General features: G+C 62.3%; 21 protein-coding genes. 4 read left to right on the top strand and 17 right to left on the bottom strand.

The annotated features are described in order from the left end of the window. Window positions 1-2 precede the first annotated feature (2 nt). From GC127_RS13390 to GC127_RS13365, 6 genes are all read right to left on the bottom strand, one after another. The gene (locus tag GC127_RS13390) at window positions 3-329 is read right to left on the bottom strand and encodes a rod-binding protein (protein WP_081507926.1); all 327 of its coding nucleotides are present in this window, start codon (window positions 327-329) and stop codon (window positions 3-5) included. A gap of 13 nt (window positions 330-342) precedes the next feature. Then, window positions 343-1,455, bottom strand: a complete 1,113-nt coding sequence (locus tag GC127_RS13385; RefSeq protein ID WP_037297111.1) for a flagellar basal body P-ring protein FlgI — start codon at window positions 1,453-1,455, stop codon at window positions 343-345. An 11-nt stretch (window positions 1,456-1,466) separates the two neighbouring features. After that, entirely contained in the window at window positions 1,467-2,129 is a 663-nt protein-coding gene (locus GC127_RS13380) for a flagellar basal body L-ring protein FlgH (protein ID WP_232279161.1), read from the bottom strand. A gap of 11 nt (window positions 2,130-2,140) precedes the next feature. Then, entirely contained in the window at window positions 2,141-2,929 is a 789-nt protein-coding gene (gene flgG / locus GC127_RS13375; RefSeq protein WP_008279913.1) for a flagellar basal-body rod protein FlgG, read from the bottom strand. 127 nt (window positions 2,930-3,056) lie between these two features. After that, the gene (locus tag GC127_RS13370; RefSeq protein WP_151978564.1) at window positions 3,057-3,692 is read right to left on the bottom strand and encodes a hypothetical protein; all 636 of its coding nucleotides are present in this window, start codon (window positions 3,690-3,692) and stop codon (window positions 3,057-3,059) included. After that, window positions 3,693-4,070, bottom strand: a complete 378-nt coding sequence (locus tag GC127_RS13365) for a hypothetical protein (protein WP_050775728.1) — start codon at window positions 4,068-4,070, stop codon at window positions 3,693-3,695. Between the two features lie 119 nt (window positions 4,071-4,189). On the opposite strand from GC127_RS13365, the gene GC127_RS13360 reads away from it, so the two are divergent. Continuing rightward, complete coding sequence (locus GC127_RS13360) at window positions 4,190-4,690, top strand: hypothetical protein (RefSeq protein ID WP_151978562.1); 501 nt, start codon at window positions 4,190-4,192, stop codon at window positions 4,688-4,690. Window positions 4,691-4,745: 55 nt separating this feature from the next. Next, a complete protein-coding gene (locus GC127_RS22845) occupies window positions 4,746-4,892 on the top strand; it encodes a hypothetical protein (protein ID WP_008279909.1) in 147 nt (48 codons plus the stop codon). Between the two features lie 18 nt (window positions 4,893-4,910). Here the strand turns inward: GC127_RS22845 and GC127_RS13355 are convergent, their stop codons facing one another. The 11 genes from GC127_RS13355 to GC127_RS13305 all read right to left on the bottom strand — a co-directional run bounded on the left by GC127_RS13355 (window position 4,911) and on the right by GC127_RS13305 (window position 16,269). Next, window positions 4,911-5,132 (bottom strand): hypothetical protein, encoded by a 222-nt coding sequence (locus GC127_RS13355; protein WP_151978560.1) that lies wholly within the window; start codon window positions 5,130-5,132, stop codon window positions 4,911-4,913. Continuing rightward, complete coding sequence (locus GC127_RS13350; RefSeq protein ID WP_081507919.1) at window positions 5,132-5,461, bottom strand: hypothetical protein; 330 nt, start codon at window positions 5,459-5,461, stop codon at window positions 5,132-5,134. Before GC127_RS13350 ends, GC127_RS13355 begins: the two co-directional genes overlap by 1 nt. Next, window positions 5,458-5,856: a flagellar export chaperone FliS gene (locus tag GC127_RS13345; protein ID WP_008279906.1), complete on the bottom strand. Its 399-nt coding sequence runs from the start codon at window positions 5,854-5,856 to the stop codon at window positions 5,458-5,460. Before GC127_RS13345 ends, GC127_RS13350 begins: the two co-directional genes overlap by 4 nt. A gap of 96 nt (window positions 5,857-5,952) precedes the next feature. After that, window positions 5,953-9,690 (bottom strand): chemotaxis protein CheW, encoded by a 3,738-nt coding sequence (locus tag GC127_RS13340; RefSeq protein WP_151978558.1) that lies wholly within the window; start codon window positions 9,688-9,690, stop codon window positions 5,953-5,955. 34 nt (window positions 9,691-9,724) lie between these two features. Beyond that, a complete protein-coding gene (locus GC127_RS13335) occupies window positions 9,725-10,129 on the bottom strand; it encodes a response regulator (RefSeq protein ID WP_037273780.1) in 405 nt (134 codons plus the stop codon). Between the two features lie 67 nt (window positions 10,130-10,196). Beyond that, window positions 10,197-12,002: a methyl-accepting chemotaxis protein gene (locus tag GC127_RS13330; protein ID WP_199861250.1), complete on the bottom strand. Its 1,806-nt coding sequence runs from the start codon at window positions 12,000-12,002 to the stop codon at window positions 10,197-10,199. Between the two features lie 147 nt (window positions 12,003-12,149). Beyond that, window positions 12,150-12,671: a chemotaxis protein CheW gene (locus GC127_RS13325; protein ID WP_081507917.1), complete on the bottom strand. Its 522-nt coding sequence runs from the start codon at window positions 12,669-12,671 to the stop codon at window positions 12,150-12,152. Between the two features lie 2 nt (window positions 12,672-12,673). After that, window positions 12,674-13,801, bottom strand: coding sequence for a chemotaxis-specific protein-glutamate methyltransferase CheB (gene cheB / locus GC127_RS13320; RefSeq protein WP_254700102.1), 1,128 nt, complete (start codon window positions 13,799-13,801; stop codon window positions 12,674-12,676). Further along, the gene (locus GC127_RS13315) at window positions 13,801-14,610 is read right to left on the bottom strand and encodes a protein-glutamate O-methyltransferase CheR (protein ID WP_008279899.1); all 810 of its coding nucleotides are present in this window, start codon (window positions 14,608-14,610) and stop codon (window positions 13,801-13,803) included. Before GC127_RS13315 ends, cheB begins: the two co-directional genes overlap by 1 nt. Continuing rightward, entirely contained in the window at window positions 14,610-15,821 is a 1,212-nt protein-coding gene (locus tag GC127_RS13310; RefSeq protein WP_008279898.1) for a chemotaxis protein CheA, read from the bottom strand. The genes GC127_RS13315 and GC127_RS13310 overlap by 1 nt, the downstream gene beginning before the upstream one ends. 139 nt (window positions 15,822-15,960) lie before the next feature. Beyond that, window positions 15,961-16,269 (bottom strand): hypothetical protein, encoded by a 309-nt coding sequence (locus GC127_RS13305; RefSeq protein ID WP_008279897.1) that lies wholly within the window; start codon window positions 16,267-16,269, stop codon window positions 15,961-15,963. Window positions 16,270-16,633: 364 nt separating this feature from the next. Between GC127_RS13305 and GC127_RS13300 the strand changes: the two genes are divergently transcribed. Together GC127_RS13300 and fliE are read left to right on the top strand one after the other, a co-directional pair. Beyond that, entirely contained in the window at window positions 16,634-17,770 is a 1,137-nt protein-coding gene (locus GC127_RS13300; RefSeq protein ID WP_008279896.1) for a sigma-54-dependent Fis family transcriptional regulator, read from the top strand. Window positions 17,771-17,782: 12 nt separating this feature from the next. Then, window positions 17,783-18,109, top strand: coding sequence for a flagellar hook-basal body complex protein FliE (gene fliE / locus GC127_RS13295; protein ID WP_008279895.1), 327 nt, complete (start codon window positions 17,783-17,785; stop codon window positions 18,107-18,109). Window positions 18,110-18,139 lie beyond the last annotated feature (30 nt).

Genomic DNA, 18,139 nt, shown 5'->3' with positions numbered 1-18,139 from the left:
GTTTACTCCTGAACCCCACCCAGATGGGCGGAAAACTGGCGATAAATTGCCTCTGATAGGCCCAGACCCGAACGCCCGGCCCCGACTTCGGTCAGCGTGCTGTCAAGCAAGGATTGAGCGGTCTGGGTCGCAGAACTTTCCGTCAACGAATCTCCAAACGACGCAGCGCGCCCCGATTGTAGGATCTGATTGAGAAAAAGCGCCTCGAACCCCTCTGCCGCGCCACGCAGCCGATCCTCGTCGCGCGTGGCCTTGGCGGCAATGCGGTCATCCGAGAGGCTGGCGGTCTGGCGCGCGTCAAACGCTGTGGCAAGCGGGGGCAGGGTCATGGCGGCGCGCTCCTCAGATCACGATCAGTTCGGCGCGCAGCGCACCCGCACGGTGCAGCGCCTCAAGAATGGCCACCAGATCAGCGGCACTTGCCCCCACGGCATTGATCGCATCAACCAGCGAAGCCAGCGACACACCGGGATCGAAAACGAAGGCGGGATTGTTTTCCTGTTCCACGTCAATCTGTGTGTCCGGTGTCACCACGGCATTGCCCGGCACCACCACGCCCCCATCCTGACCATTGACCACCGTCGCGGCCTGATCGACGTTGAAATCCTCGTTCACCCGTACGGTCAGCGACCCATGCGACACGGCGGCGGGCGTCACCCGCACCATGCCCCCGATCACCACCGTGCCAGTGCGCGCATTGACGATGACTTGGGCAGGCGGCGCAGCGGGATCGACCTCGATATCCTGCAAAAGCCCCATGAACGGCACCCGCGCCGCCGGATCGGCAGGCGCACGCACCCGCACCGAGCTGCCGTCAAAGGCCACGGCCACGCCGTCGCCGAATTGCGCATTGATCGCATCGGCCACATTGCTCGCGGTCGAGAAATCCGGGCGATTAAGATTCAGCACGAAATATTCGGTTTCGAGAAACGACGTCTCGACCATACGCTCAACCGTGGCACCGCGCGGCACCCGGCCCACGGTGGGCACATTGACCACGACAGACGAGCCGTCACCGCCCTGCACCCCCAGACCGCCAACCACCATATTGCCTTGGGCGATGGCGTAAACCTCGCCATCGGCCCCCATCAGCGGCGTCATCAAGAGGGTGCCACCTTGCAACGACTTGGCCTTGCCAGCGGTCGAGACCGTCACATCCAGCACTTGACCGGGCTTGAGAAACGGCGGCAATTCCGCCGTCACCATCACCGCCGCCGCATTCTTGGCATCCAGATCATTGGTCCCCACCTCAAGCCCGAGGCGCGAGATGATGGATTGCATGGATTGCCGCGTCAGCCCCGAATTGCCATCGCCCGAGCCATTGAGGCCCACGACCAGGCCATAGCCCACCAACGGGTTTGACCGCACTCCGGCCACATCGGCAAGATCCTTGAGCCGGTCCGCCAGCGCCGCCCCAGGCACAAGGCAGACAAGCAACAGCAGAAACCGCAGCATACCGGGGGCCATCATAGCGGCGACACGGTTTCAAAGGCGCGGCGCAGCCAGCCTTGTTTGGCGGTATCGGCCACGTCACCGGCCCCGACATATTTGATCTCGGCATGGGCGATCCGGTCCGAGCGCACGACGTTATCGGCGGAAATATCGGTAGGCCGCACAACACCGCGCAGGCGGATATATTCCTGACCGTTGTTCAGCGTCAGTTGCTTTTGGCCGATGATTTCCAGATTCCCACCCGGCAGCACCCGCACCACCGAAACCGACACCCGCCCCGTCAGCGAATTGGACTGCGTGGCATTGCCCCGCCCGGCATAGCTGCGGGTGGTGCCGCTGGTCAGGCGCCCATCGTCAAAGCCAAAGGACAGAACGTCGGGCAAATCCAGCTCGAAACTGTCGGTCTTGCTTGATCCCGCGGCCTGCGATTTGCTGGCGGCGAACCGTTCCGAGAATTCGACCGTCAGGATATCGCCCACGGCACGCGCGCGCCGGTCGGCCACGAAAAGACCGTTGGAATATCCGGCATAGATCGAACCGGTGGGCATCAGGCGCGATTGCTGCACCTCTTCGACCGGGTAAACCGGTGCGTAAAGCTCCGATTCCGCTTCCTCGATCTTGGTGGAGCAGCCCGCCAGCGCGATCAGCGCGGCGGCGGTGCAGGTGAAACGGCGCATCATGGTCCCCTTCAGAGGTTGTTGGCGAGATAGCTCATCATCTCGTCCGAGGCCGAGATGGAGCGGGAATTGATTTCATAGGCGCGCTGCGCTTCGATCATTTCGACCAGCTCTTGCACCACATTGACATTCGAGGTTTCAAGCGCGCCCTGAACCAGATCGCCCATGCCATCCTCAAGCGGATTGCCCACAACCGGTGCGCCGCTGGCGGTGCTCTCGACCACAAAGGTCTCGCCCACCGGCTCTAGCCCGCGCGGGTTGGCGAATTGCGCAAGGGTCAACTGCCCCACCTCTTCGGCCTCGACCGCATCGGGCAGGGTCACGCTGATGATGCCATCGCGGGAAATGCTGATGCTGGTGGCCTCGGGGGGGATCTGGATTTCGGGCTGCACGACATAACCGCTCGATGTGGTCAGCACGCCATCGGCATTCTGGGAAAACGTGCCGTTGCGGGTATAGCCGATCCGCCCGTCGGGCATCAGCACCTGAAAGAACCCCTTGCCGTCAATCGCAAGATCAAGCGCGTTGTCGGTCGTGGTCAGGCTGCCTTGGGTATACATCTTTTCGGTGCTGACAAGGCGCACACCCGTGCCCAACGTGGTGGGCGCGGTCTGTTCAGTGGCTTCCGAGGTTTGCGCTCCCGCCGGACGCAGCGTCTGATAGAGCAACGTTTCGAAATTGGCGCGGTCGCGCTTGAATCCGGTGGTGTTGACGTTGGCCAGGTTGTTGGAAATCACCTGAATGCGGGCCTGCTGGGCGTTCAGCCCGGTTTTGGCCACATGCATCACGTTCGAGGACATCGGCGCTGCCTTTCCTGAGGTCTCTGTTCGATCTCAGTCTGCAAGCCGCGTGCCAGCCCAATCAGGTCTTACGACCAATGCGTGGGCAATTTTAGCCCCATGTTCGAAAAATGCGGCCTCGGGCCGTTCAAGGCACACGCCCGCACGCCTCGGGGCGCGCCTCGGCGGGCATGTCTGCACACCATTTGACAAATTCTGCGCCTGCGCGTTCCTGCACCGCCAACCGTGCCTTTGGCTCCAGATCGGCCATCGCCACCTCGCGCAGCGCCACGGCACCCGGCTCTTCAAACGCGGCCCCAAGCGTGAACCACAGCGCCGCCTCGTCCATTTTCGCAGGCGTGCGCAACTGCGCCTCAACCCGGCCAATCGCCGCGAATTGCCCCGGCACGCCGTCCTTGGCCCGCGCGCTCAGATCGGCAATCAGCCGGTCGGCCAGACGGGCGCGCGCCGCCTCTGTCAGCCGCCCCAGCAACAGGTCGCTGACCTCCATCGCCCGCATCTCGCCCGCAAGACGGGCGCGCCACGCCCAATAGGCCGCCGCCTGATCGTCCTGCGGCACACCCTGCCCCCGCGCCAGCATCACCGCCAGATTGACCTGTGCCGCGCGGTGCCCGGCCTGTGCCAGATCCGCGAAAATCGCCACGGCAGCGCCCGCCTGCCCATCCTGAGCCAAGGCCACAGCGCGACCGAAATCCGGCGTGGACCCGGCCATCGCCGCCGCGCCACATAGCCAGAGCGCAGAGACCAGCAGAACGCGCCGCATCTATTTGCCCGCCATCATCACGAGTTGCAGATACATCATGCGCCGCCGCTCGCCATCGGGGCGCTGCTCATAGACCACCAGACGATGCCGCTGCGTCGGGGTCATTTCCACCTCGATACTAACCGCCTCGGGCAAGTGAATGTCGTGCTGTGCAAGCAGCGCCTTGGGATCGGCCAAGAGGGCAGTGCTGAACGCACGATCAATCCAACTGCGCGCCAAGGCCCGCCCAAGGATTTCCGGCAAATGCCGCTCGACCAGTGAAATGTCATGCAGATTGGTGCTTCGCCGCACCAGAGGAAAGGCATCCGGTGTCTGGCCCGGTGTGGCCTGTCCCGCAGCCCGGCGCAGAATCCTGAATTTCGACAAGGCGCCCGCCACTCTGCCCACTCCTTTTGGTTCCTTTGTGTCGCTCGGGCGACACGGCCCCACGCAATCACAACGACAGAAAAGACCGCCAGTTTAGCACCGCTTGGCGCGATCCTTGCTCTTTGCCTTACATGACCCGGATTTCTCCTCGCCAACCGCTGATTGTCTTTGCCGTGACTGCAAGTCTCGGGCCAATCGCGCTTGGTTTGGCCAGTCTCTGGATCCTGAACCAGACGCCTGCGGTGCCACAGCCCACAGCGGCACCCGCGCCCGCATCAGAGGCCCCCACAGGGCCAGAGCCGCGCCGCTATCTGCCGCTCAGCCTGCCTGTGACGGTGTCGCTGCCCGAGGGTGGCGGCACGCTCAGCATCGGCTTGGGCGTTGCCCTGCGCGAGGCAGGCAGTCTTGAACTTATGGCGCGACTGGCTGATCGCCAGCAAGAGGCGCAGGCCGAATTGGCCGATGTCATGCTGCGCGCCGCTGAAACCCTGCCTGCCGATACACGCCTTGCGGCGCTGCGCAGCAGCCTGCCTGAAACCCTGCAAGAGGCGATGAACGCCCGGTTGATCGCCATGGGCGAAGAGCCCGCCATTCTTGAGGTTCTGATCCTCGACTGGGCTCATGCCCCCTGATTGGCAGGCTTCTTGCAGCCCGAAAACAAATACCAAGCCCGAGAAAGGACATCCCATGATCGCCATGCGCCAGACCTTCATACCCGCCCCCGGCACCGATCCGCACAAGGTGGGCGTGGAACTTGTCCTATGTGATGAACATGGCGAACCCCGGCGTCAGCATGTCTGGGGTTTGGTGCGGCTTCTGCGTCGCCTCTGCTGAGGGCGTGCCGGGTTTTCTTTAGCGCTGATGCCGCAGATGATGCCGCAGGCGCAGCGCAAAACCCAGAGTTCCAAAACCGCAGATTGCCCAGCCGATCAACAGAGGTGCCGGCATCAACCCCGCTACCGCCGTGGCCCATCCGGGTTGCAGGTAGAGCCCGGCAATCAACGCGCCCGCAATCGTCAGAAACATGCGCAGCCGCAGACAGGTGCCGCAGGCCGTTTCAGACGCAGGCGCCATCAGCGCGGCCCCACCTTGCGGTCGCAGTTCAGATAGACCAGATTGGCCCGCCCCTGCCCTGCCCGCCGCGCCGCCTTGGCCGATAACATATCGGCGGTGCGACGCACGGCATCCAGCGCCTCGGCCAGGATCGCGATGCGGTCCTGCGCGCCATCCTCTGCGAGAGAGGCACCGCCAACCAAGGCAATGACCGCGCAGCGCAGGGCATGATCCGCACGCGATACCGCCGCGTGATCGCCCGTCTCGGCTGCTGCGACAAGCGCGGTCGTCAAGTTACGGATCTGATCGCCAAGAAGGCTATAGGTCATCTGTTGTACCACACGTGTCATACCGCCTGCGCCTTGACCTGAGATCCGATCTGTTGCCAGGCGTCCAGAATATCGCCCATGGCGGCGGCGGCCTCGGTCAGGCGCGCGCCCTCCTCGCCCCGAAGACCTTTGAGCACGTGGAACCGTGCAAATTCGTACAGCTGGAACAAATCCCCTGCCAGATCGCCACCCGCCTCGAAATCAAGGCTGGATTGCAGGATGTAAATCGCAGTCAACACCCGATTGACGTGATCAGAGGGCAATGGGCGCGCCTCTTGTTGGGTGCGCGCCAAGACACCAAGCGAGCGGTTGAGTTCGCGCAGCGTGACAAAAACGATGTCATAGGGGTCGGTGGCCGCCTCCTGCACGAGGGTCTCGGCCTGACGGTAACGGGAACGGGCGAAGGCGAAACTCATCGAAACTTCCTTTGACATGATTGCCAGATCTGTTTTTCAAAACGGCAAAATGCGTCAGGATGTTAGCCCCGGTGGCATGACCACCGGGGCAGAGTTTCACGCGGCCACGCTCGCTGTGCGCGTATCGCCCGAAACCAAGGCGCTGACGGCCACGACCATGCCCACTTCGCCCCCCGACAGGACGGCGATACCGCTCATGTCGCGCATCCCCGACAGAACGCCCTGCAATGGACGCAGCATCACAAGCTGCTGCCCCAAGAGTTCGTCCACCGGAATGGCGATGCGCGTTTCGTTGCTGCTCAAAATCACATAGAGCCGTGCACCCCGCGCCGCCTCGGGGGCCTCTGGCATCAGCGGATGCACCGGCACCAGCGCGCCCTCATCGATATTGAGCATCCGCGTTGCCCCAGAGGCCGACACAGGCAAAAGCCGGTCGGTCTGAAGGATGCGGTGAATCGTGTCCACAGGCAGCACATAGCGCACATGCCCCACTCGGACGACCATGCCATCGAGGACGATCATATGCTGCGGCACGCGCAGATGGAACCGCACCCCGGCCCCAGCGGGCAGGCTGACGCGGCGCAGCGCACCCTTTTTGCGCGCCATCTCATCGGCCAGCGCAGCATAGGCGGGGGCTGTCGCAGCCTCGGGGCTGTTATCGGTCAGCTCGACGCGCACGTGATCGCTTTCGGCCTCGACCGAGATATGAAACCGCGAGGCAGGGTATTCTCCCGCCAGTCGCAGATTGACCAGGGTCTTGAGCGGGCCGCGCAATTCCTCGATCAACATTTGGTCGAGCATTGCATCGCCGCCCACATAGGTGACAGTTGCATCGACCCCGATCTTGCGCGCGCGTGTGGCGACATAGGCCTTCAGCGGACGCAACAGCACCTCGGCCGGGCGCGACCGCTGCGCCACGCTTTCTTGTTGCAGATGTGACAGCTCTGTAGAGAGTTGCGCACCGGACTCGCTGATTTCCTGAAGCCGCAGATGATGCTGCTCCAAACGGTCGCGCAGGACAGAGCGCACACGCTGCTCCAATTCACCCACCCCGGCGACGCGCAGCGCCTCCAGCACATCCTGCACCAGATCAACCGAGGCCAGCTGCGTCAATTCATGCTCAAGCTGCGCATGGCTGGCGGAAATCGCCCCCACCGCCTCGAGCAACGCGAGGCTGTCGCCAACATCCGACATCGGGATCAGGTCGAGCGTGTCCGGTTCGACGGCATCGCTTTCAGATGCCTCACTTACCCGCAACGCCCGCGCCATCATCAGGCGCGCGCCGGTTGGGTCGAGCATGGCAAGCCGCTCGACCATCCGATCTTCTTCCAACGTCGAGGCGACGAGGAAATCAAACAGGGTTGCCTTATCCAAGAACACCGTCACGTTGGTGATCATGCGGACGACGCCAGTGGTAATCCACTCAAGAAAGCCCTGCGCCAGCGCGTCATCATCATTCAGATCGGCGCGCAAAACGTAGAAATGCAAGCCTTCCTTGATCGCCTCATGGGCAGTCTTGACGCTCTCGGGCGACATCACGCGGTGGAATTCCGGTGGCAGGCCCAACCGCGTCTCGATGCTCTTGGCGGTCATCACGCCACTGGCTACGAAACAGGCGTTGGTCGCCTCTTCAAACATCTTTTCGATCCGCGACGTATCGGGCGTATCGCCCTGATCCAGCGCATCGAACACCAGTTCCATCGTATCGATGAACCCGCGCCCCATCTGGAGCAGGATCACATCTGGTGCCTTTTGATCAACGCGCACCCGCGCGAATAGATCAATCAGCGCCATCGTCAGTTGCGACGCGGTGTCGATCCGATAGTTCAAACAGGCGAAATGAACCTGCCGCATCAACGTGTCGAAGGCCGGGAACCAATTGGCCTCTGCCTCGCCACCGCGCGCCTCCAGACCCTTGCGCAGGCTTTGCAGCGTCTCAAAGATATGATCGGCACACCACATGCTCAAAAGCTTGCTTGGTGCCATCCTTTCGGCATCGAAGACCGAGGCGGGCAGGCTGCGCTCGACGCTGACCAATTCCTCATACAGCGCCAGTTCCGCCGCGCGGTAAGCCTGGCCTGCAGGCTCTTGCGACAGCCTATGGGCGCTATCGACCAGCCGCACATAGCCGCGTGGCGCGGCCAGATCGGCAATCCGTTCCGCCAAATCGCGCCGCTCGTCCATGGTGCAGGGCGTTTGGCCCGCCATCCGTATGCCTTGGTCGGAAATCAGCGGATAAAGCTCTGCAACCGCGTTGAAGAACGCGCGACCATCGCTGATCGCATCGACCGGCTCAGGCGTGGGCGTGGGGATGTGACCGGACGTGAAATCCTTGGCATAACGGGCCCGCAGCGCGGCGACATGGCCGTCGGCGTCGGGGCGGCTCATGCCTGTGGCGTCGGCTATCGGGTCCAGCAGCGCAACCCAGTCCGCCAAATCCAATTGCCGCGCGGCATAGCGCAGGCCATCCGCTTCTTTGCGCAAAGAGGCTGGGCTTGTCGCCTCTGACCAATCCGAGCAAAGCGCGTCTAGTTTCTCGAGCGTCTTGGCCACCATATCGGCAAAGATCTGATGATACGTCGGGTCTGCCCGCAGCTTGCCTTCGGTGATTTCGACAACGGGTTTGGGCCGTGCTTTGGTTTTCTTTTGCGGCGCAGCCTCGGGTTCAGGGGCGGCCGCAACCTCGGGTTCAGGCTCTGGCTCAGGGGCCGCAACCGGGGCCGGCGCTGGCATTGGCTGTGCCTCTGGGGCGGGCATGTCCACCGCTTCAGGCTCGGCGCTCTCTCCGCCCAACAGGCGACGCATCGCCTTGCTCAGATCGCGGGTTGCGGTAAGGTCCGGGGCATCTGCATCTAGAAACGGTCCCAACAGGGCCAGCCAATCGGCAAGGTTCAATTGCCCGGCCGCATAGTGCAGGTTATCCGCTTGTTTGCGCGCAGCACGTGGGCTGCTGTCCTCGGCCCAATCCGCAAGCAGAGCGTCAAGCCCGTCGCACGCCTTGACGGCCATATCGTTGAAAATCTTGTGATGCTCCGGGTCAGGTGCCAAGAGCTTGCCTTCTGTAACCTCGGCTACGGTCTTGACCTGCGGTGCGGGCTCAGGCTCGGGCTCCGCCTCCAGCTCTGGCTCTGGCTCCAGCTCGGGCTCAACGTCAGGCTCTTCCTCGGCCTCTGCCTCGGGGGCTAGGTCTTGGTCAAACTCCGGCTCGTCATCGTCACCTTCGAATTCGTCGAAATCCGCGCCATCGCCGCCATCCAATTGATCCAGCAACCCCGCCAGACCCATATCAAAGGCCGGAACCTTGGGTTTGGGTGCGGGCGCGGGTGGAGCGGCTTCCGGCTCTTCTTGCACGTCAGCGGGCGTAGGCGCTGCCTCATTCTGCGGCTCGGCGGCCTTGTCCTCAGACGGGGCCGCGGGTGCCTCGGCCTCGCGCCCTGTCAGCCGCCCGATCATCGCGCGCAAATCCTGTTTCAGCCCCGCCGTCGGTCCTGGCTCTACATCGGCGCGGGTGTCGGCGGTTTCTTCCAGCATCCCGCGCAGCGCATCGCCGGTGCGCATCAGGATGTCGGTGATCTCACCACTCATCGGCACGCCTTCATCGCGAACCAGCCCGATCAGATCCTCGGCCAGATGCGCCAGCCCCTCGACCTGGGCCAGTCCCAGCACGCGCGAGTTGCCCTTGAAGGTATGGACAGCCCGGAACAGAGCGCCGATATGCGCGCCCATATCGCCTGCGCCCCCTTCAAGGGCATCGAGCGCCGCTTCCATAGCGTCAAGGGACTGCGCGCCGTCATCGGCATACAGCATCCAGATTTCGTCCATCTCGTCCATCATGGTGTCACCCGCCCAGTGGGTTGCATTCCGGCCCTTAGGCCCCGACCAGCGCCCGCATTACGCGCGTCAACTCGTCTCCGGTCTTTTCCTCAAGGTCATGCGACACCGTGCCAGAGGGCTTGGAAACCACCCCATCCGCCCCCAGTTCGCGCGCCTTGGCAGCCAAGGGCGACCCCTGCACCGTCACCGAGGACAGCATGCAGATTTTGGCCCGCGTCTTGAGCTTGGCGTGACGCAGAAATTCCAACCCGTCCATCACCGGCATCTCGATATCGAGCAGGATTAGGTCAAGGTCCGGAAGATCCGGCAACTTGTCCAGCGCCTCTTGCCCATTGGCGGCCTGTGCCACAAGTTTGAAATCCTTGCGGGATTTCAGAAAGCTGGAGATGTAGAGCCGCATCATTGCGGCATCGTCCACCACCATTACATTGTAAACCATCGTCATTACTCCGAATTATCTGGAATTGCGCGGGAATGAGGCGGCACCGGGCCGCCCCCCGCTTGCCTCAGAAGCCGTGAAAGCCGCGTGCGTCGAGATCAAGCGATCCGCCGCCGTTCAGACGTCCGTTGGGCTTGCCGCTCATCATCGCCTGAATCTGCGCCATCATCTCGGGCGTCAGACCGTTGAAGCCGCCCATCGGCATAGCCGCAGCCGTGCGACGCAGCTTGAAGCGGCCGATTTCCTCTTTCATCTGCTGGGTGGCCGCACTCATCTCGGCGGCTCCGGCAGCAAGCTCATCCGCTTGTTGGCTGGAATCGAGCGCGGATTTGGCGATTTCGGTCATCGCCATCGAAATCTGCGCCACGCCGCGTGACTGTTCCGCGCCAGAGCGATCAATCTCTTCGACGATTTCCTTGACCTGCGTGATCTGCTGGGAAATGCCGGTGAAGGCTTCGGATGTCTCATCCGCAATGCGCACACCCGCATTCACCCGGTTCGACGCATCCTCGATCAGATCCGAGGTCTCGCGCGCTGCTTTGGCAGAGCGCCCGGCGAGGTTGCGCACCTCTTGTGCCACCACCGCAAAGCCGCGCCCGTGCTGCCCAGCCCGTGCCGCCTCGACCGCCGCATTGAGCGCCAAAAGGTTGGTCTGGAACGCAATCTCGTCGATCACCTTGATGATCTTGGCAATGTCCTGAGACGAGGTCTTGATGCCATGCATGGCGGTGACCATGTCCTTGATCTTGGCGGCACCCTGATCGGCCAGACCCACGGCGCTGCCCACGAATTTCGACGCTTTCTGTGTCGACTCGGCGTTGGCGCGCACCTGCTGGTCTGTCTGGTTGACCGACGCAGACACCTCTTCGACCGAGGCCGAGGCGACCTGTGAATTGGTCGAGAGCGTCTGGCTCGAATGGGCCACCTGAGTGACCGTTGTCGCCACCTGATCCACCTGCTCTGCAATCACCGCAAAGGCACTGTTGAGGCTGCCAAACGCCTGCTCGAAAGACTCGATCACACTGCGGTATTCACCCTTGAACTTGGACAGGTCGGCCTGCACGTCAAGATTGCCTGCAACAATGGAATCCGACAGCGTGCGGATTTCAGCAACGACCCCCCGGAAGTTGCCGCGCACCTTCTCGATGATGGTGTTGAGAAACACCTTCTTGCCCGGCATCTGCGGGAAGGGCGCATCGAAATTACCTTCGCCGAACTCTTCAAACACACCCATCGCCAGCTTCTTGGTCTCGATATGCGCCAGCACCATAGCGTTGAGCATCTCTGCCGCCTTGCGGACCTCTGCCTTGTCAAAGGTGTTGCTGTCGATGAAGACATCGATATCGCCCGCATCATGCGCCGCGGCCATTTTCTCCATCTCGGAGAGCAGAAGCCGGAATTGATCCAGCGTGCGGTCATTCTCGGCCGTGACGCGCTTGATCTCGGTCACATCCCGCCATTCCACCAGCACGAATTGCGTGCCGCGCTCGACGCCCGGCACGGGCGTCGCGGTGAACTCCAGAGAGATGCCTCCGACGGTAAACGCCCCCTCGTGCGGACCTGTCATGTTGTCCATGATACGCCGCTGGTAATGCGGGTTCTTGTGGAACACATCGACATTCTTGCCGATGATGTCGCGCGCCCGGAAATTCGGCAGATCGCGCCGGATGTCATTCTCGATCCGCTCAAACATCTGGAACCCGGTTTCGTTGCAGTAGAGGATGTTGTAATCCTCATCCGCAACCATGATGGGATTGCCAAGCGAGGCCAACAGCGTGGTGGCCACAACGCGCTTCGAGAAATCCATTTCTTTCATATCGTCCATGGTGTCGTTGGCCTTGGGTTTGCTGTCGCGCGGGGATTGCGAGGTCATTTGTTCTTTCCTTTCGGTGTCGCCGGCGGGCTGGTCCGGCGCGGGCTGGGGGGAGGATGTCTCCGTCGTCGGCGTTGCGGCCGACCGGGACGTGAAAACAAGGTCCGGATCGGTCTCCGGGGGATTGGGTTCTGGGGCAACCATGGATCAGGCCTCGGCCATCATTGGCGGGACAAGCGCGTCATCCTCGACCAGAAGGTTGACATTGAGCAGGATGGCCACCCGCTCTTCCAGACGGCCCAGACCCAACACAAGGCTGCGGCCCTCAGAGCCCGAGAAACTATGCGTCCGGTCAATCTGGTTCGCCGGAATATCGAGCACCTCGTTGACACCATCGACAATCAGGCCCACCGGCGCATCATTGACCTGCAACACGATCACCACGGTGCGGTCATCATAGGCCTTGTCCGGCATGCCAAAGCGCAGCCGCACGTCCATCAGCGGGATCACCTTGCCACGCAGGTTGATCACGCCCTTGATGTAATGCGGCACGTCGGGCACGCTCATGATGCGTTGCAATCCGACAATCTCGGTCACGACGCCAATCGAAACCCCGTAGAGCTCAGAGCCGACCGGAAAGGTCAGATACATGGTCTCAATGGAATCCGACGGCTCGGCCTGAAGCTCGGTCTGCGGTGTCTGCGTATCGGCAAACGCGGTTTTGGTCATGGTCAGACTCCTCTATGGGTCATTCGGGGGGCCGGGGCGGCGGGTGCCCGCTGGGTTGCAGATGTCGTGCCAACCGAAGCCAGCAATTGCGCCGCCATCTGGTCGAGCGGCACTTGCGCCAGCGCAGCCCCTCTCTCCCAGGCGCGTGCAGGCATGCCAAAGACCAGCGATGTTGCTTCGTCCTGCACATAGGTCTGCGCCCCGGCAAGACGCGCAGCCAGCAGGCCATTGGCCCCGTCGCTGCCCATGCCGGTCAGCACAGCAGCACTCAGGCGCGGCGCAGCCACTTGCGCGGCTGATGTCAGCAGCACGTCGACGGAAGGCATCGAAAAACAAACCGGATCGCCCGTCACCAGCTCGACCGCCAAAGTACCCGAAGCGGCGCGGCGCAGCCGCATGTGCCGCTCGCCCCCCGGCGCAATAAGGGCGAGGCCAGGGCTCAGACGGTCGCCATGTTGCGCCTCGCGCACCTCGATGGCGCAGGTCGCGTTAAGCCGTCGAGCAAAGGCCTCGGTAAAACCTGCAGGCATATGCTGAACAATCACGACAGGCGGACAATTGGCAGGCAGTGCTTGCAACAAAGAGCCAAGCGCCTGAACCCCGCCTGTCGACGCGCCAAGCGCGATCACCCAATCGCGCGATAAAACAGGAGCGGCCAGTGTCGGCGACGGCACTGGCGCTGGATCCGAAACCGGCGACTTCATCCGGTGCATATCGACCTGTGCCACCGCCCGCACCCGCGCAGCAATGGTCGCCAACGCGATATTGTCGACCATCCCCGGTGCCACGCCTTGCGGCTTGGGCATCACATCGACCGCCCCAGCCTCGAGCGCCTCGATACTGCGGCGCGCCCCAAGCTGAGTACTTGACGAGACAACGATCGTGGGAATTCGCAGCCGCGCCACAGTCTGACGCAGGAATTGCATCCCGCCCAGCCCCGGCATTTCCAGATCAAGCGTGATCACATCCGGTCGGCGCGCCATGACAAACTCATGCGCCTCTTCGGCACTCGCGGCCTCGCCGATCACCTCTATGCCGGGATCAGCACCAAGCGTCCGGGTCAGAAAACGCCGGAAAAAACTTGAATCGTCTACGACAAGCACCGTGACGGGTGCAGCAGAGCGGGTCATCATGACCTCCTTCGGTAAAGACCGGTGGCGACAGGCTCCCATAGGGTGCCCAATTGGCGCACGGATTCCGTCACAGAGGTGATCAGCCAGCCACCCGGCTCGACCACGTCATAGAGGGCATTCACCGTGGCAACCTGATCGGCCCGGTCGAAATAATAGAGCACGTTCCGGCAGAACACGGCCTGAAACGGAAGGTTGAACGGATAGGGTGTCGCCTTGAGGTTCATGCGCCGAAAGGTGCAGGCCCGACGCAACTCGGGCGCCACCCTGTATTGATCCAGCCCCGCAGGTTCGAACCAACGCTTGAGCACCATCGGATCGGTCTGCGAAAACTGGCGGTGGGAATAGATGCCCAACTCGGCCCGCTCGACCATCGGATCGCTGATGTCAGTGCCCAGAATATGCGTGCGGTTCAGCGCCGCGGGCCCCAACCGGTCGGCCAGCATCATGCCGACGGTATAGGCTTCTTCGCCACTCGAGCAGGCTGCCGACCAAAAGCGGAACTCAGGCCGCTCCTTCAGTTCGGGCAGGGCAAGGTTCATGAACTGATCCAACACCTCGATCTCGCGAAAGAAATAGGTGTGGTTGATCGAGGCCGCGTGCAGCACCGCAAGCTGTAGATCCTGCGCGCCAACGCGGTCCAACTCGCGCGCGAGATGGTTCAGATCGGGCAGATCAAACCGCCGCAACACGCGCTCCATACGCTGCCGCAGCAGATCAGCCTTGGACGGACCAAAGGTGATTCCGCAGCGGCGGCTCAACCAATCGCGCAACTGCTCGAATCCGGCCTGATCCGCATAGACCTGCATCAGCGCCCGCCCCCGTTTGCCAGTCGCTCGCAATCGAGCACCATCGCCACCTCGCCAGAAGACAAGAGAGCAAAGCCCCAGCTCGCGCGCACCCGTGTCAGCGTGCCTTCAAGCGGCTTCATCACCACCTGCTGACGGTCAAGGATTTCATCAACGGGCACCGCAATCGGCCCAGAGGTCGACTCGAACACGATGAACACCATCTCTGACAGCGGCGGCAATTCGCTGCGCATACCGTCAAAGAACTTCTCAAGGCGGCACACCGGAATGAACCGGTCGCGCTGTCGCAACATCTCGCATCCGCCCTCGGCGGACAGGGCCAGATGATCCCCGAGACCCGGTTTGACGATCTCGGCAATATCGTCGATGGGCACACAATAAAGCTGCGTGCCCAGCCGCAGGATCACGCTATCGAGAAAGGCCAAAGACACCGGAATATGCAGCGACACGGTCGTGCCCTTGCCTTCTTCGCTCTGGACCCCGATCCGCCCCCGCAAATCTTTCATGGTGGTGTTGAGCACATCCATACCCACACCGCGCCCAGATAGGGTTGTCACGGCTTCGGCGGTCGAAAAACCGGGCTCAAAGATCACCTTCCACACGGCGGCATCTTCGGGCTCTTCGGTCGGGCCAAAGAGACCCCGCTCGCGCGCCTTGGCCAGGATCTTGCCCCGGTTCAGCCCGCGCCCGTCGTCGATCACCTGAATACGCACCTCGCTGCCCACCTGAGCGGCAGACAGGATAATGCGGCCCGCAGGGGATTTGCCCGCCGCCTCGCGCTCGGCCGGCGGCTCTAGTCCGTGATCGGCGGAATTGCGCACCACATGCAGCAACGGATCATAAAGACGGTCCGCTACCAGCTTGTCGATGGATGTATCCTCGCCACGCATCTCAAGGTCGATCTGCTTGCCGGTTTCACGCTGCAATTCGCGCACCATGCGCTTGAGCCTGCGAAACACCTCATCCACCGGAACCAGCCGCAATTCGCTTGCGGCATCCTGCACCTCGCCCACGATCATCGACAGCCGATGTGCCGCCGCCTCGAACCCCACAAGGTCGAGATTGGCCAGTTCCGGCGCGTTGATGGTTTCAGACACCGACAGCGACAACTCGCCCACGAGGTCCATCAATCGCCCGATCTTGTCCGACGAGACGCGAAGCAACGCCCCGCCAGAGGCCTGCTCGGGCACCTGCTCTGCACGCGCCGTCATGCCTGCGGCCCTCGTTCAGGACACAGCTTGTTTGGGAACACACTCGCCATGTGATCAGGTCTTTCTCAATCTGTCGGCCTGCTAGCCGGTGACATCTGCATGCGCCGATGCAACCGGCGTGCCAGACTAAATCCCGCGCTCAGGCGGCATCTTCGGCGTTCCCATCGAAATTGAAAATACAGACCCCCTCGAACCCGGTAGATCGAAAGAGAAATGTTTTCTTCATCGTCTGGATGAAGCCCCCATGTTTCTTTTCGAAGTTCTTGAGATCCGCGATACTCGGGAAGAACAGGTTGACGGAAATGTCCCCCTCCTTGCCGATCATGACGGTCAGGCCTGAGATACGGCATTCCGGAATCGCATTCCCCAGAATCTCCGTGATGAAAGGGGCCGCGATCTGTGCCGCATCGAGGCTTGGAAACTTGAGATGATACGTTTTCGATAACATTGTTGCCTACCAGTTGAGCTCTTCTGAGTTCCCAAACGGACCCCTGCCCAAAAATGTGAGCGCCCAGACGACATATCTCGCGAGTATCTTTGGTGCGTGCCCGCTCGCTTTTGGCGTGATCCGACGCTGAAAGCGCAACATGATCCAAAGGACAGCGCCACATCTCTACCCGAATGACGAAGCCTCGACAGGTGACAGTCGACACCTCGCGTTTTCGTCGGAGTTGCGACGTTTTCAGGGTCCTGGGACCGAAATTTCCCCACAAAATCGCGACTTTGGGCAATTCCGGGGGTGAATTGCCCCCAAATCCCGCGTGGCACGATCCCTGCTTACAGTTTTCATATCGCAATCAACGAGGTTTCCCATGGCCGACATCTGCATCACCGCCGCGAATTTCCCTCAGGCACAAGCCCTCAAGGCCCTGCTCGACGGGCGTCGTCTGAATGTTCGCATCGGCTATCAGCCCACCTGTCACACCTTGGTGCAGGGGGCGCCCGTGACCGACCAGCGCGCGCTGGTGGAACTGGCCCGCAAGCTGGGGGCGAAACGGATCGTGGTGATCGAAGGTCAGGCCGCAGAATTTGCTCTGCGCGAGGATCTGGGCGGACGCATGCTGACCGTATCGCTGCCCGATAGCGGCCTGCCCGCCCTGCGCGATGCCGCCTTGATGGCAGTGGCCGATCTCTTGGCTGCTCCGTTCGGCACCATGGTCGCCGCCGACCCGAACTCTGGCGCGCTGATCGACATGGCCCGCCGCGTCGCTCGCTTTGACGTCAGCGTCTTTATCAACGGCCCCACCGGCAGCGGCAAAGAGGTGCTCTCGCGCCTGATCCATCAGGCCTCGCCGCGCGCCGACAAACCCTTTGTCGCCATCAACTGCGCCGCCATCCCCGAGAACATGCTCGAAGCGCTGCTCTTTGGTCATGAAAAAGGGGCCTTCACCGGGGCCAACACCGCCAACAAAGGTTATCTGCGCGCCGCCGACGGCGGCACGCTGCTCCTTGACGAGATTTCCGAAATGCCGATGGCGCTTCAGGCCAAACTCCTGCGCGTTATTCAGGAAAAGGTCGTGACCCCGCTCGGTAGCCAGACCGAAGCTCAGGTTGATGTCCGCATCCTCGCCACCTCCAACCGCGATATGGAGGCCGAAATTGCCCGCGGGGCCTTCCGCGAAGACCTCTACTACCGCCTCAACGTGTTCCCCTTGGAAACGCTGGCCCTCTGCGCCCGTCCGCAGGATGTGCCGGTGCTGGCGCAGGCCATGCTGCGCCGCCACACACCCGAGGGCCTGCCCACGCCGCTTTTGTCGCCCGAGGCCTGCGACATCCTCGCCGGTCACGCCTGGCCCGGCAATGTGCGCGAGTTGGAAAACGTGATGCAGCGCGCGCTGGTGCTCGCCGATGGCATGGTGATTGCACCCGAACATATCATGCTCGTTGCCCGCCCCACCTCTTTGACACGCTCGCGTCCCGCAGCCCTTCCCACCTCTCTTGCCGCCTGATCCTGACCTGACATGAGCCTGACCGGCATCTCCTCTTCCGTCAGCATGATGCACGCCTCACAGGCGGCAGCACGCCCTGACCCTATTCAGCGCCCGACCGCCATGGCCGACGCGCAGGGGCCGGGCTTTGCTGAACGGCTGGGCAAGGCGGTCGAGAGCGTGAACACCCAGCAAAGCAAGGCCTCGCAGGCCGCCCGCGATTTCGAAACCGGGCGGACCGAAAACCTCGCCGCCGTCATGGTCGAGCAACAGGTCGCATCGCTGGGGTTTCAGATGACGATGCAGGTCCGCAACAAGGCGCTCACCGCCTATCGCGACATCATGAATATGCCGGTCTGAGGCCCAGACTAGAACCACGGAAGTAGAGAC

Source organism: Roseovarius sp. EC-HK134, assembly GCF_902498815.1.
GTDB lineage: Bacteria > Pseudomonadota > Alphaproteobacteria > Rhodobacterales > Rhodobacteraceae > Roseovarius > Roseovarius mucosus_A.
This window is presented reverse-complemented; position numbering and strand designations above follow the sequence as displayed.

Bases quoted from the DNA above. Each gene is read 5' to 3' on its own strand.
- GC127_RS13390 (WP_081507926.1), bottom strand. From the start codon at position 329: ATGACCCTGCCCCCGCTTGCCACAGCGTTTGACGCGCGCCAGACCGCC.
- GC127_RS13385 (WP_037297111.1), bottom strand. From the start codon at position 1,455: ATGCTGCGGTTTCTGCTGTTGCTTGTCTGCCTTGTGCCTGGGGCGGCG.
- GC127_RS13380 (WP_232279161.1), bottom strand. From the start codon at position 2,129: ATGCGCCGTTTCACCTGCACCGCCGCCGCGCTGATCGCGCTGGCGGGC.
- flgG (WP_008279913.1), bottom strand. From the start codon at position 2,929: ATGTCCTCGAACGTGATGCATGTGGCCAAAACCGGGCTGAACGCCCAG.
- GC127_RS13370 (WP_151978564.1), bottom strand. From the start codon at position 3,692: ATGCGGCGCGTTCTGCTGGTCTCTGCGCTCTGGCTATGTGGCGCGGCG.
- GC127_RS13360 (WP_151978562.1), top strand. From the start codon at position 4,190: ATGACCCGGATTTCTCCTCGCCAACCGCTGATTGTCTTTGCCGTGACT.
- GC127_RS22845 (WP_008279909.1), top strand. From the start codon at position 4,746: ATGATCGCCATGCGCCAGACCTTCATACCCGCCCCCGGCACCGATCCG.
- GC127_RS13355 (WP_151978560.1), bottom strand. From the start codon at position 5,132: ATGGCGCCTGCGTCTGAAACGGCCTGCGGCACCTGTCTGCGGCTGCGC.
- GC127_RS13350 (WP_081507919.1), bottom strand. From the start codon at position 5,461: ATGACACGTGTGGTACAACAGATGACCTATAGCCTTCTTGGCGATCAG.
- GC127_RS13345 (WP_008279906.1), bottom strand. From the start codon at position 5,856: ATGAGTTTCGCCTTCGCCCGTTCCCGTTACCGTCAGGCCGAGACCCTC.
- GC127_RS13340 (WP_151978558.1), bottom strand. From the start codon at position 9,690: ATGATGGACGAGATGGACGAAATCTGGATGCTGTATGCCGATGACGGC.
- GC127_RS13335 (WP_037273780.1), bottom strand. From the start codon at position 10,129: ATGGTTTACAATGTAATGGTGGTGGACGATGCCGCAATGATGCGGCTC.
- GC127_RS13330 (WP_199861250.1), bottom strand. From the start codon at position 12,002: ATGACCTCGCAATCCCCGCGCGACAGCAAACCCAAGGCCAACGACACC.
- GC127_RS13325 (WP_081507917.1), bottom strand. From the start codon at position 12,671: ATGACCAAAACCGCGTTTGCCGATACGCAGACACCGCAGACCGAGCTT.
- cheB (WP_254700102.1), bottom strand. From the start codon at position 13,801: ATGACCCGCTCTGCTGCACCCGTCACGGTGCTTGTCGTAGACGATTCA.
- GC127_RS13315 (WP_008279899.1), bottom strand. From the start codon at position 14,610: ATGCAGGTCTATGCGGATCAGGCCGGATTCGAGCAGTTGCGCGATTGG.
- GC127_RS13310 (WP_008279898.1), bottom strand. From the start codon at position 15,821: ATGACGGCGCGTGCAGAGCAGGTGCCCGAGCAGGCCTCTGGCGGGGCG.
- GC127_RS13305 (WP_008279897.1), bottom strand. From the start codon at position 16,269: ATGTTATCGAAAACGTATCATCTCAAGTTTCCAAGCCTCGATGCGGCA.
- GC127_RS13300 (WP_008279896.1), top strand. From the start codon at position 16,634: ATGGCCGACATCTGCATCACCGCCGCGAATTTCCCTCAGGCACAAGCC.
- fliE (WP_008279895.1), top strand. From the start codon at position 17,783: ATGAGCCTGACCGGCATCTCCTCTTCCGTCAGCATGATGCACGCCTCA.